Genomic DNA, 14,094 nt, shown 5'->3' with positions numbered 1-14,094 from the left:
GTCGGGTCAGAAACCTAATTATGGCGATCGGTTGAGAAGCAAACCCGGGGATGCAGTCAGACCCCGGTCGAGTTGCGTTTTCTCAAAGATTTTGGAACCTCAAAAACATCCCAAAGCAATCAAAAGAAAAGAAATAATGGCCTTCTCAGTCGTTTTACTGAAAATAGTAAGACGACTGAGGGGCTTGACCCCCCATCATGCTAACACGATTTTTATATGCCTGCCAAAAATCACCGTAAATTTGCTGAGGTTGGTGCAGACTGGCGCGAACGAAAAAAGCTGGCGATGCGTAAATTCCCAATGGCATGGCGATTTCAATCTTGTCAAATGAGTTCAAAAGTAGCGATCGACCCAATTCGTACATCCCAATATTTCTGTTGTAGCCTCGATGTTTGTCCGTGTCGAGGGCGATCGCCTTTGTCGGCTTGACGAAAATAGACATATATATATTAAGTTATATACAAAACGTAGCATAATATCAATCAATTTAAAAACTGTCGAAACGGCTCCCCGGCGATCCGCCTAACTCCTAGCCCCTTCGGGGCGGCTACGCCTGCGGAGTCGCTTCGCTAACGGCGTCGCGAAGCGATCGCCGACGGGGGAACCTGGTGCAAAAGAAGCCCGCAAACGAGTTATCATAGAAAACTGCACGATCGACGACGAGCAATAAAGTCTATGAGTAAGGGGACCCTTTTCGATAAAGTTTGGGATTTGCATACAGTCGGCACCCTCGCGTCCGGTCAAACCCAACTGTTCATCGGGCTGCACCTCATCCACGAAGTTACCAGCCCCCAAGCCTTCGCCATGATTCGCGAACGGGGACTGAAGGTGCTGTTTCCCGAACGGACCGTCGCCACGGTGGATCACATCGTCCCGACTGAAAACCAAGCCCGTCCCTTTGCCGATACCCTGGCGGAAGAGATGATGCAAGCCTTGGAAAAGAGCTGCCAAGAGCATCAAATTACCTTCTATAACGTCGGCTCCGGGCGCCAGGGCATCGTCCACGCGATCGCCCCCGAACTCGGACTGACCCAACCGGGGATGACGATCGCCTGTGGAGACTCTCACACCTCCACTCACGGCGCCTTTGGGGCGATCGCCTTCGGCATCGGCACCAGCCAAGTGCGCGACGTTCTCGCCTCACAAACCCTCGCCCTGTCCAAACTCAAAGTTCGCCGCATCGAGGTCAACGGCACCCTGCGCCCGGGAGTTTACGCCAAAGACGTTATCCTGCACATCATTCGCAAACTCGGCGTTAAAGGCGGCGTCGGCTACGCCTACGAATACGCGGGCAGCACCTTCGAGCAGATGTCGATGGAAGAACGGATGACCGTTTGCAACATGTCGATCGAAGGGGGCGCCCGATGTGGCTACATCAACCCCGATCGCGTCACCTACGACTACCTCAAAGACCGGGAATTCGCCCCCAAAGGGGACGACTGGGAAAAGGCCGTCACTTGGTGGGAAAACATTCGCAGCGATACCGACGCCGAATATGACGATGTGGTGGTTTTCGATGCCGCCGAGATTCCGCCCACAGTCACCTGGGGAATTACCCCGGGTCAAGGCATCGGCGTAGACGAGAGCATCCCGACCCCGGACAGCTTGCCCGATAGCGAACGGGCGATCGCCGAAGAAGCCTACCGCTACATGAAACTGCAACCCGGCGACCCGATTAAAGGCACCAAAGTCGATGTTTGCTTTATCGGCAGTTGCACCAACGGACGCTTGAGCGACCTGCGCGAAGCCGCCAAATTTGCGAAAGGCCGCCAGGTTTCCACGGGCATCAAAGCGTTTGTCGTTCCCGCCTCGGAGCAGATTAAAAAAGAAGCGGAAGCCGAAGGACTCGACAAAATCTTCGTAGAAGCGGGATTTGAATGGCGCAATCCCGGCTGTTCGATGTGTTTGGCCATGAATCCGGACAAGCTGCAAGGCGATCAAATCAGTGCCTCCTCGTCCAACCGCAACTTTAAAGGGCGGCAAGGATCCTCCGAAGGTCGAACCTTGCTGATGAGTCCGGCGATGGTCGTCGCGGCGGCAGTGAATGGCAAGGTGGCTGATGTCCGCGAGTTGCTCCCGTAGAGACACGGCATTGCCGTGTCCTGATTCCAAGGCACCCAATTCAAGACCCCACATAGGGGAGATCCCATTGGGAAAACATATTGTGGTTTCAAATAAGAATGAGACACAATATCTGTGTAGAGGTGATTCGCGAATCACCTCTACAGGGTGTGGGTCAACTCACTCTTAAAGGCGCTGTAAATGCCAGAATCTGTCTCAATCTAAATTGACGGCAATAATAACGGCAAGCATCAACGAACGTCAGTTATTGTGGTTTCAAATAAGAATGAGACACAATATCTGTGTAGAGGTGATTCGCGAATCACCTCTACAGGGTGTGGGTAAACTCACTCTTAAAGGCGCTGTAAATGCCAGAATCTGTCTCAATCTAAATTGACGGCAATAATAACGGCAAGCATCAACGAACGTCAGTTATTGTGGTTTCAAATAAGAATGAGACACAATATCTGTGTAGAGGTGATTCGCGAATCACCTCTACAGGGTGTGGGTAAACTCACTCTTAAAGGCGCTGTAAATGCCAGAATCTGTCGCAATCTAAATTGACGGCAATAATAACGGCAAGCATCAACGAACGTCAGTTATTGTGGTTTCAAATAAGAATGAGACACAATATCTGTGTAGAGGTGATTCGCGAATCACCTCTACAGGGTGTGGGTCAACTCACTCTTAAAGGCGCTGTAAATGCCAGAATCTGTCTCAATCTAAATTGAAATGACTATAATTTCCCATCCCACCAAATCATTCACCCAACAAGCGTTTAATCTCCTCCTCGGTAAACGGATTTTCCCCGGCGCGCAAGGTATCGATATATCCCTGCACAACTTCTTGAACTCCTTCATTCTCACTTAATTCGATGAAATTTTCAAACGCTTGAATCGCCCCTTCCGTATCTCCCGTGAGGGCTTTGGCGATGCCCAGATTGCCGCGAGGGTTGGCATCGTTCGGTGCTAATTGCACGGCGTTTTCGCAGGCTGCCAGCGCCGCCTCGGCCTCACCGCGCAAGCTGCCATACCAACACAGGTTATTCCAAGTTCGGGCAGAAATTTCTAAATTGGGATCGAGTTTCTCCGCTTCGGTATAAGCCTCAATCGCCGCTTTATACTTTCGGTCTGCCGCGAATTGCTTCGCCTTGTCCACCCAAGCAGCCGCCGCCAGTTGTCTCGCATCCGCTTCCGGGTCGAGGTCGAGGGAGTCGTCCAGTTTCAACGCTTGCTGGAATTTCTCTATCGCTGCATCCACCCGACCCTCGCGGGCGAGTTGTTTCCCTTGTTCCACTAATGCGGACGCGGCAATTTGTGTTGCTTCCGATTTCGGGTCTAGTTTCAGGGTTTCATCCCATTTCAACGCGGCTTGGAATTTTTCCGCAGCTTCGTCAACTTTACCCTCCCCGGCGAGTTCTTTGCCTTGTGCCACTAAAACGGGGACGCCGAGTTCCGTGGCTTTCGCTTCCGGGTCGAGGTCGAGAGTCTCGTCCACAGTCACCGCCTGTTGGAATTTGGCCACAGCTTCGTCAACTTGACCCTCCCCGGCGAGTTGTTCCCCTTGTTTCACTAACGTAGAGGTGGCAATTTCGATGGCTTCCGCTTCCGGGTCGAGGTCGAGGGTCTCGTCCAGTTTCACCGCTTGTTGGAATTTCGCTCTCGCTTCCTCTACTTGGGCTTCCCGGGCTAACTCTTCCCCTTGTGCTATCAAGGCGGGGACGGCAAGTTCTCTGGCTTCCGATTCCGGGTCGAGGTCGAGAGAGTCGTCCAGTTTCAAGGCGCGGTTGAACTGAGTCACGGCCCCCGAGAAATCGCCATCCCGGGCGATAGCCTTGCCGTGACGGACGAGAAAATCTGCCGACTCGGTGGGACTCCAGGCATATTTCTGACAGGTTTTGCCAGCATCCCGGGCGATGTCGGTTTGCGGGTGGACCAGGACCGGATGATACTGTAACTGATTGCAGGCCATTTGCAGCCAAATTTTCCAATCCCCCGCGTGCCACAAGCGCAGGGTGTTGTCCGCACTGCCACTGACGACGGTCTCGCCGTCGGGGCTGAAGGCCACGGCCCAGACCGAATTCTGATGGCCGCGCCAGGGTTCGCCGATGGGTTCCCCCTGGCGGGTCCACAAGCGCAGGGTACCGTCCCTACTGCCACTGACGACGGTCTCCCCGTCGGGGCTGAAGGCGACGGCCCCGACCCAATTCTGATGGCCGCGCCAGGGTTCGCCGATGGGTTCCCCCTGGCGGGTCCACAAGCGCAGGGTACCGTCCCTACTGCCACTGACGACGGTCTCCCCGTCGGGGCTGAAGGCGACGGCCCCGACCCAATTCTGATGGCCGCGCCAGGGTTCGCCGATGGGTTCCCCCTGGCGGGTCCACAAGCGCACGGTGTTGTCCGCACTGCCACTGACGACGGTCTCGCCGTCGGGGCTGAAGGCCACGGCCCAGACCGAATTCTGATGGCCGCGCCAGGGTTCGCCGATGGGTTCCCCCTGGCGGGTCCACAAGCGCAGGGTACCGTCCCTACTGCCACTGACGACGGTCTCGCCGTCGGGGCTGAAGGCGACGGCCACGACCGAATTCTGATGGCCGCGCCAGGGTTCGCCGATGGGTTCCCCCTGGCGGGTCCACAAGCGCAGGGTGTTGTCCGCACTGCCACTGACGACGGTCTCGCCGTCGGGGCTGAAGGCCACGGCCCAGACCGAATTCTGATGGCCGCGCCAGGGTTCGCCGATGGGTTCCCCCTGGCGGGTCCACAAGCGCAGGGTGTTGTCCGCACTGCCACTGACGACGGTCTCGCCGTCGGGGCTGAAGGCCACGGCCCAGACCCAATCCTGATGGCCGCGCCAGGGTTCGCCGATGGGTTCCCCCTGGCGGGTCCACAAGCGCAGGGTGTTGTCCGCACTGCCACTGACGACGGTCTCGCCGTCGGGGCTGAAGGCCACGGCCCCGACCGAATTCTGATGGCCGCGCCAGGGTTCGCCGATGGGTTCCCCCTGGCGGGTCCACAAGCGCAGGGTACCGTCCCTACTGCCACTGACGACGGTCTCGCCGTCGGGGCTGAAGGCGACGGCCACGACCCAATTCTGATGGCCGCGCCAGGGTTCGCCGATGGGTTCCCCCTGGCGGGTCCACAAGCGCAGGGTGTTGTCCGCACTGCCACTGACGACGGTCTCGCCGTCGGGGCTGAAGGCGACGGCCACGACCCAATTCTGATGGCCGCGCCAGGGTTCGCCGATGGGTTCCCCCTGGCGGGTCCACAAGCGCAGGGTGTTGTCCGCACTGCCACTGACGACGGTCTCGCCGTCGGGGCTGAAGGCCACGGCCCAGACCGAATTCTGATGGCCGCGCCAGGGTTCGCCGATGGGTTCCCCCTGGCGGGTCCACAAGCGCAGGGTGTTGTCCGCACTGCCACTGACGACGGTCTCGCCGTCGGGGCTGAAGGCCACGGCCACGACCGAATTCTGATGGCCGCGCCAGGGTTCGCCGATGGGTTCCCCCTGGCGGGTCCACAAGCGCAGGGTGTTGTCCGCACTGCCACTGACGACGGTCTCGCCGTCGGGGCTGAAGGCCACGGCCACGACCCAATCCTGATGGCCTTGGAAGCGATTTTGTTCTCCGGGGGTTTGAATGCTGGCGCGCAAGCTACTTTGCACCGAACTCATCACTCGCCCCAATTGGTCTTGACTCTCTCCCGTCGCCTGTATCGCCAGCACTAATCCCCCTAACGGTTGGGAAGTGGTCAGCAACTGTTGCGCCTGGGCTGCTTTAGCCCGCAAGTTGGCGATGGTGGCTTGGCGTTGGGCATTCAGCCAGAGTCCGGTGACGACGGTCAACACGGTGGCGACGGTGCCAATACTGAGAATGTGGGTGATGCGTTGCTGGCGGATACTTTTCTGCACGTACTCTAGTGCGATTCCGGTTTCCCCATAGCGTCGCACAAATGCCTCTGCATCAGATAAATCTATCCCCCGCAACAACCCCTCTCGGCGTTTGCCTTTGTTTTCCCAATCTTGCGCTTTGTCTTTGAGTTCGTCTCTTTGACGCTTGATTTGCCGGTTTTCGCCTAGCCACTGCTTTAAGGTATTCCAGTTGCGAATCAGCGCTTCGTGGGCGACATCCACTACCTTGATTTTATCCCCGTTGTTCCCTCTGGCTTGCAGTTCGCCGGTGACGATTAAGCGGGCGTCTTCTAATTTCGCCAGTACGGTTTCTACTTTTTCTGGGGAGGGGGGTAAGTCGGTTAACCGGGTTTTGCGGACTTGTCTGCAGGTGGGTTTGTCCTCTTCCACCAGTTGGGTGAGTTCGAGGAAGATGCTCTTGGCGACGGTCTGTTCTTCTGGGTCGAGGGAGTTATAAACCTTATCCGCTTGCGTTTGTAGGGTTCCGAGTACGCCGCCCATGTCTTGGTAGGTTTTCACCTTCAAACCGCGATCTCTCCAATCCCACAGTTCGTACAGGAGGTATTGCAATAAGGGCAAGCTTCCCGGGGACTGCTGCACGTCTTTCACTATCTCGTTTTGCAGGTCTTCTGGGATGGTCCATCCTTCTTTCTCGGCGGGTTTAGCAATGGCTTCGCGTAACTCCGCCTCCTGCATTTGGCCAACAATTTTATTATTCGTTTCGATGAGTTGCGCCAGTTGGGGATATTCGGCACATTCCCCGACAAAATCCGCCCGCATGGTGATTACGACCCGTAGGGAGGGGGAGTATCCCCCCCGGCCCCCCTTGGAAAGGGGGGGGTCGGAGTCGATGTGGGGGGTGTGTCGGGTTTGAATTGCCCCTGGTGTAGGGGCGATTCGCGAATCGCCCCTACAATGGTTTAATGCCCCCAATAAACAATCCAAAAATTGTTGGCGTTTGGCGTGACTTTGACGTTGGGTAAAAATTTGCTCGAATTGATCTACGACCAACACCACCGCCGGGGCTTCGGTTTCGGCAATCAGCCGTTGTAAGCCTTCGGCCCCTTGGGCGAGTTCGGCGTTAACCTGTTCCAAGGAATGGCGTTCGTCTACCAAGACGCGGGCTAAACTCTCTAGGGGGTCGTCTCCGGGTTTGAAGGGGTCGTAAATTTTCCAGGATTGGGTGTCGGGGAAGCGATCTCCTTTCTCCAATTCGGGAATTAATCCGGCCCTGACCACCGAGGATTTCCCACTGCCAGAAATCCCCAATACTGCCAAAAATGAATCGTCATGGATGCGATTGACTAAGGTTTTCGTCAGTTTCTGGCGACCGAAGAAATAGGGGGCGTCTTCTTTTTGAAAGGCGGCCAATCCTTTATAGGGATTTTTCCCCGTCACCACCGCTTTCTCGCGTTCCCGTAACGGTTCTTTGTCCGGGTCGATTAAGATAATCTCGCCGTCGCGGTTGATAGCTTTTGGGGTTTGCCCGCAAGGTTCTAACGCTTGGATGAGATAGTGAGAGAGGGTGACGGTACTCACGACGCCCTCCTGCTGCAACCCTTGCAATAATGCCTCGGCGAATACGCTATGTTCGGCTGTGGTGGACTCATACGCCAATTCCGGCGCGCCACAAGCGGATATCAAACAGCGCGTCACTCGTTCCGATTGTCCCGGGTCTGCTTCTTTATAATTGAAGAGTTCCCCGGAATGGCAGCAGTCGAGGATCGCGATTTGCTGTTTGACGGGACTGTGTTCTAAAACTTGCCGCAAGTATGACAGGGATACCCCCCATTTCTCGGTGCTGTTATTCTCGGGGTTGGCGCGACTGGTGGCTAGAAATCCTTGGGTGAAGCGACCTTTCACCTGTCGCAACCCATGTCCGGCAAAAAACAGCAGGGCAGTTTCCGGGATGTTGCTATTATCATCGATCGCAAATAACCAATCGATCGCCCGTTCTAATTCATCATGGCACAATTGTTTCGGCTTTTCAGCGTCTTCCCCCGCATCCACCTGCCATGCTTCCAGGGTCGAGACTACAGGGAGTCCCCGGATATCGTCAAAGCCAATTTCTCGCAGTCGTCGGGCTAATGCATTGGCATCATTGGCGGGGGTTCGCAGGTTTTTTAAATGCCGATAATTGTTAATCCCAACGACTAAAGCTCGCTTCATGGCAAAAATGGCTATAATTAAACGAGATAGAATTGACCCCGATCGCCCCATATTTTTAGTAGTATAGCCAGGTTTGACGATGGCAATCGCCTCTCTTGATAAAAGTTTACTCGCTCTCTTGATGGCGCTATACAGATTCGATAGCGACCTCGACGCCGACAGCCTCGATACATTAGAAAATCTCGGCGACTTACTCAACGAAGACCCCCCGGATCTCGAAGACATTGACACGGCGATCGACGATCTCTTGACGACTCACACGGCATTAACGGCTTTATATCAAGAAGCCCTGACCCAACTCGATCGCCTCGATCTCCCGGACGATTATCTCCCCGACGAAGCTACACTCGAACAACAATTGAGCATCGAGGTTAAAGCCAAAGGTTATTTTGGCGGTAAGCCGAGAAACAATCTTAACGAGATCGGCAATTTAATGGTTCTTATTTTAACCAGCGACAAGCCACAAAAGACGGCCAAAAAAATTGAAGGTTTAGATAAATATTGGGAACTTCCGCCAACTCCCCTATTGTAACCTCTGAGTAAGAGGAAAATGAAAAGGGAAAAGGGAAAAGGGAAAAGTTACTATTCACTTTTCCTTCGTCATTCCTAAATCAGTCGAGTCAGGGCGAGCCACTCGAACCCCTTGGGAGTGGGAGCATCTTGCTCCCTACTTCGGTTATAAATCCTTTAAGATTGCTATATATGGCTACTGTATGGCAATATTTTTTTGAACCATGAGTGATTTAATTTTTTTAACCCTCGATCTGTACTTATACGATTTACGCGATACCTTAGGACAAACATCAGAAGAATCAGAAAAAAATTGGGAAACCTTTAAAAAGAAGCTTCCAGAAAAGTTAAGATCTAACCTTCAGCGCGACCCTCAATTTGAATCTGACTTTACCGAACTTTTCGGACAACAACAAATTGTTAAATTTCAAACGAATACAGACCCTCCCCATGAGGGATATTACTACCCCATTCGCTTAAATGATACCTACGGATTATTATTAAGTTGCTCGATCGCCGATCGCCAGAAGTCCTATGCTGCTAAGTCGATTAGATCCCTGAATCAAGATATTGAAAAGCGGCTGAACTCAGAAAAACCCTCATTAGGGAGAAGCTGGGTAATTTACGGACAATTAGCCTATCCAGACGAACAAAGCCCGGAAGAAATTGCTAAAATCTGCTATCGTTCTTTGTTGCCCTGTCGGGAATGGGACGAGGATTTACAGGGCAGAACTTGTATTTTCAATACCCACTTTTTTGAGCTGAGTTCCCATCGCATTGTTTTAAAAGAAAACAGTTCTACAGAGAATCGGAAGACCCGGGGGTCACGGCGCAGTCTCGACGGATCGATTCAAGAGGGCGAACATGTGGTCATTATTTTATATCCCACTGAAAATATCGCCAAAAGGGCGGCAACATTATTAAATTTTGAATGGATGAGTTTATTTCATTATCGGGCTAAAATTTTGTTTAGTTACGGCCAAAGTCGGAGTTTAAAACAGTGGCTGAAAGAGGACGCGATCGCCATTCGGGAATGTTTACAGGACATTCGCAATTCTAATTTAAAAACTAGAGCGTTTAAAAAACTGCAACGCACCCTCGATCGCACCCGAAAAATTTTACCCGACTATACGATCGATTTAGGGAGTTTAAATGACCAAATTACCACGATTGAAATTAATTTACATGACTATCAACTAAGGGTGCAGGCGATCGCCGATCTTTTAACTCAAAAATTCAGCCCAACTGTTGCAGAGGAACGCACCCCGTTTGACTTAACCTTTCTCGATCGATTTGGGGAGAGGGTACGCGATCGTTATTTGCTACAAATGAATAAAGAAAGGGATTATTTTAGTTCGACATTAAAGACATTAGAAGCGTCGATCGAAACCACGTGGGCGATCGTCGAAATCGACCGTTCCCGGCGCGATCGCAACTTCCAAAACACCGTCGCCATTGTTGGAGTCGGCTTGGGGGCAGGTTCTGCAGCCGCTTCGATTTCCGGGCAGTTTCCGACCTCAAATGAGGCAATTTCGATCGCACAATTGCGACAGCATCCGATCGGGGCGATCGTAGATCGAATCCCCGGGTTACCTTCCCTGTGGTTGCGTCCGGTGATTTCCGGCGTCTATTGTCTGGGGGTTGCATTCGCCTTTGCGGGGCTGACGGCGATCGCACTTGCCCTCTGGGAACGGCGGCCTCGTTGATACGTACTTCCCTTGCAGACGGCGATCGCCGCCTTCAAAACCCTAGATTTCCCCGCACTTCAACCGCACATTTACCCAACTAAAACGGGATTTGCCAGGTCTCGATGTCGCTACCGCCGACCATTAAAGTGCGACCGTCGGGACCGAAAACGAGATCGATCGCGGGACGGTGGAGGTGGCGTAAAAGCTGCCCTTGAGGCAAACTCCAAATCTTGACGCCATCGTCACTCGCCGAGGCGATCGCCCGACCGTCGGGACTGAACGCCAATGCACGTATCAAAGCCTTCTCCCCATGACCGCGAACGGTCAACTTGCGAATTCCCCGTTGCAAATCCCACATCTTAAATTCGCCATACGTCCCGCCTGCCACGGTTTCCCCGGCGCGATCGATCGCCACCGCTTCCATTGGATATTCCGGGGTTTCGGCGTTCAAAGTCGATAACAACTCCCCGGAATCGACAGTCCAAATTTTAACCGTATTGTCTTGATGGGCGCTTGCTAACGTGCGACCGTCGGCAGCGATCGCGATCGCCTCGGCCCCCGCCGACCCTTCCAAAGTATCGAGTAATTCCCCGGTTTCGAGATTCCACAAGCGCACTCCAAACCCACTCGCCGTCACCAACGTGAGATCGTCCGGGGCGGTCGGGTCGCGACTCGGTGGGAGGATCGCCAGATCTGCGATCGGGCCGTTCTCCCGGGCGCGATCGATCGCGATCGATCGCGCGATCCGACCGGACCGCCAATCCCAAACCCGCACCCCGTCGTCACTGCCACTGACCAACCATCGGCGATCGGGCGACATCGCCAAGCTACTGACGGTTCTGCCGTGCCCCGAAAGCGTCCCTAACAGCTTGCCGCTTCTCACTTCCCACAGTTGGATGGCGTCGTACCCGGCATCGTTCGCCACGATCGCCCCGTCCGAACTGAGGGCGATCGCCGCGATCGTCTGACCCACGCGAATCCAATTCGATCGCACCATCCCCCGCCAGCCCAAATTCAAGCCGACCCGGGGGGCTAACTCCAAAAACTGCTCGATGGAGATCGCCCCGTTGACCGGGGTTCCGTCGCGATCGAACTGACCGCGTATCGCCACGACCCGACCCCACGGATCGAACAACACGCCCCCCTGGGTAGTCGGTTGCAACGGACTGGTATAAATCAACCCGTAGCCTGCGGATAAATTGACCGTCGGATAGTTGAAACGATCCGCCCGGGCGACTAAGGTCGGGCCTTCCGGGGCCGTAGCCGACAAGTACAGGCGATCGCCCTCCGACGGCCCGAAGGTCGCCACCGGATAATCGACCTCGCTGGTAAAGGCGATCGTCGCCAAATCCACCAGGGGGAAGCGTTTGACCGAACTCGCCGCCACCGGATGACGCCGACCGTCCGCCGTTCTCACTTGATAGCTTTCTCCCCCGGCTAACACCGCGTTTGTCGTCAACACAGTATAAACATCCCCGGAACGATCGACGATCGCCCCGGTCCCCAAATTGCCGCCCGCGATCGCCACGGTCACGTCTTCCGCAATCCGCGCGATCTGGCTCTCACTCAGTACCGGATTCGGGGTCGGCGGTTCGGCGGCGATCGCCCGCACCGGGGGCAACCCCACGGGCATCAATGCCATCGATAACGCGATCGCCCCGGTTCCGACGCCGAATCCGAGCCGTCCCTGGCGACGAGAGCGAGTCGCCCCGCCTAATATCCATTTCAACCACTGCATGTCAAATACCCTACAGGAGATTCATCCAACGAGATCGCCCCGATCAAATGCTTACGGAATTCGCCACACCCGGATATCCCAACCCGCACTGACGATCGTCCCTCCATCGGAACTCAAGGCGATCGCCCGGGTCTCGGTGGGAAAGAAATGCAACAGTCCTCCGTTTGTGAGATCCCAGACCCGCACCGCACTCACTTCCCCCTCCCAACTGCGACTGACTAAAATTTCTCCATCTTGAGAAAAGGCCAAATCGGCAAAACTCGCATCGGGATGGCGGGCGATCGTTTCCGTGGGATTGCCCGTTTCCACATCCCACAACCGAATCGTTTGGTCTGCGGCGATCGCCAAAGTGCGCCGATCCGGACTGAGGGCCACACTGCGAACCGGGCCGCTATCGGCGACGAGCGATCGCACTAATTCCCCGGTCGCCAACCGCCAGAGGTTGACCCTGCCGTCATCGCTGCTGCTGACCAGGGTTTCGCCGTCGGGGGCGATCGCCACGGACCAAACCGACCCCTGATGTCCGCTTAAGGTGCGGATTAACTCCCTACGGTCGAGATTCCAGACCTTGACCAGGCGATCGCCCCCACTGCTAACCAAGGTTTCGCCGTCCGCACTTATCCCTAAATCGGTGACTTGTTCTCCGTGGGCCCGAAAACGATCGATCGCGGCGCCCGTTTCGAGATTCCAAATGGCGATCGTGCCGTCCAAACTGCCACTGACTAAGGTTTGACCGTCCGGGGCGATCGCCAGGGTCTGAACCCGACTGCTTTGAGTTTCTAAAGTGCGTAGCAGTTTCCCCGTCGTCAGATCCCAGAGTTTAATCGGCGATCGCTCCGGACCGCCATGTCCGCTCGCCAGCAGGCGCCCCCCCGGGGCGATCGCCACGGAAAAGGCATCCATCCGCGCCGCGACCTCCTCGCACACTCGCGATCCACTCCCGTCGTCGCGACATCGTTCGACTTGCGACTCCGGCGTAATTCCCGCAGGTTGAAAGTTGAGAATATCGGTGAGCACCGCACTGCGCCATCGGCTCTCGATCGCCGCAATCTCCCGGGGCGCTTCCGATTCCGTCGGCGCTTCCGACTCCCGGGGCGCTTCCGACTCCCGGGGCGCTTCCGACTCCGTCGGCGCTTCTCCCTCACTCCTCGCCACCGCCACCCCATCCGCTTTGGCGATATACTCCTGGGGGACGAGGGCCAACCCGCTTAACTCCGATTGCGCTTGACAAATAAAGGAGGCGGCTTCGGCCCGGGTGGCGTTCCGGTCGGGATTGAGTGTGGCCGGATCGGGGTAGTTAATGACGATGCCTCGTTCGATTCCGGCGGCGATCGCGCTGTGGGCGTAGTCGGGAATCGCTGCCGCATCCCGCAAACTGGCTTGTAAAATTGCTGGCGCGTTGGCGGGCGCCGGATAGCGCAGTCCACTGGCGATCGCCACTAAGACTTGCAAGCGCGGGATCGTTTGGGTGGGATTGAACAAGCGCCCGGAATAGCCGGAGAGAAAGCCACTGGTGTAGACGTAATCGACGATCTCCCTGGCCCAATAGTCGCTGGGCAGATCGATAAACTGGACGGAATCGCGCACGGCTTCGCGGTTGGGAAAGGCGCGGGCGATCGCCGCCGCCAATTCAACTCGGGTGATGGGGTCGTCGGGGCGAAAGGTGCCGTCGCGATCGCCTTTGAAGATATTACGCTGGTTCAGTTGGACGATACATCGGCGCGCCCAGTGATTTTCGAGGTCGGAAAAGGGGGACTGGGCGAGGGTCGTGGGAACGAGACCGAAAACGGACGCGGCGATCGCCACTCCACCGATCCCGAGGCGATCGTGGCGCCCGTGCCGTTTCCAGCTCTGTGGGGGTGTATCTTTCGATTCGGGGAATCGGATTGGAAAAATAGCGAAAATTGCTCGGAGTTGACACCAAAATTTCACGTAAATCTCCTGGATACTTGGAAGCCCTTCTCTTCAGAGTGGGGTGCTGACAATGGCTTCCGATCGCAACTCCCCACACGAGCGCCGAGC

General features: G+C 55.5%; 7 protein-coding genes. 3 read left to right on the top strand and 4 right to left on the bottom strand.

Annotation, left to right across the window (positions count from 1 at the left end):
- Positions 1 to 154: 154 nt before the first annotated feature.
- On the bottom strand, positions 155 to 442 hold the full coding sequence (locus tag HCG48_RS21930; protein ID WP_168571077.1) for a hypothetical protein: 288 nt from the start codon (positions 440 to 442) through the stop codon (positions 155 to 157).
- Between the two features lie 233 nt (positions 443 to 675).
- Between HCG48_RS21930 and leuC the strand changes: the two genes are divergently transcribed.
- The gene (gene leuC, locus HCG48_RS21925; RefSeq protein WP_168571076.1) at positions 676 to 2,082 is read left to right on the top strand and encodes a 3-isopropylmalate dehydratase large subunit; all 1,407 of its coding nucleotides are present in this window, start codon (positions 676 to 678) and stop codon (positions 2,080 to 2,082) included.
- Positions 2,083 to 2,820: 738 nt separating this feature from the next.
- On the opposite strand, the gene HCG48_RS21920 is transcribed toward leuC, so the two are convergent.
- The gene (locus HCG48_RS21920) at positions 2,821 to 8,136 is read right to left on the bottom strand and encodes an nSTAND1 domain-containing NTPase (RefSeq protein WP_168571075.1); all 5,316 of its coding nucleotides are present in this window, start codon (positions 8,134 to 8,136) and stop codon (positions 2,821 to 2,823) included.
- Between the two features lie 121 nt (positions 8,137 to 8,257).
- Here HCG48_RS21920 and HCG48_RS21915 point away from each other — a divergent pair, with 121 nt between their 5' ends.
- Together HCG48_RS21915 and HCG48_RS21910 are read left to right on the top strand one after the other, a co-directional pair.
- Entirely contained in the window at positions 8,258 to 8,668 is a 411-nt protein-coding gene (locus HCG48_RS21915) for a hypothetical protein (protein WP_168571074.1), read from the top strand.
- A 202-nt stretch (positions 8,669 to 8,870) separates the two neighbouring features.
- Positions 8,871 to 10,352: a hypothetical protein gene (locus HCG48_RS21910; RefSeq protein WP_168571073.1), complete on the top strand. Its 1,482-nt coding sequence runs from the start codon at positions 8,871 to 8,873 to the stop codon at positions 10,350 to 10,352.
- A 79-nt stretch (positions 10,353 to 10,431) separates the two neighbouring features.
- Here the strand turns inward: HCG48_RS21910 and HCG48_RS21905 are convergent, their stop codons facing one another.
- Together HCG48_RS21905 and HCG48_RS21900 are read right to left on the bottom strand one after the other, a co-directional pair.
- Positions 10,432 to 12,072, bottom strand: coding sequence for a trypsin-like peptidase domain-containing protein (locus HCG48_RS21905; protein ID WP_168571072.1), 1,641 nt, complete (start codon positions 12,070 to 12,072; stop codon positions 10,432 to 10,434).
- 51 nt (positions 12,073 to 12,123) lie between these two features.
- Complete coding sequence (locus HCG48_RS21900; protein WP_168571071.1) at positions 12,124 to 14,004, bottom strand: S-layer homology domain-containing protein; 1,881 nt, start codon at positions 14,002 to 14,004, stop codon at positions 12,124 to 12,126.
- Positions 14,005 to 14,094 lie beyond the last annotated feature (90 nt).

Source organism: Oxynema aestuarii AP17 (genome assembly GCF_012295525.1).
Taxonomy (GTDB): Bacteria; Cyanobacteriota; Cyanobacteriia; order Cyanobacteriales; family Laspinemataceae; genus Oxynema; species Oxynema aestuarii.
Note: the sequence above shows the minus strand (reverse complement) of the source record. Positions and strands in the feature narration are given on the sequence as shown.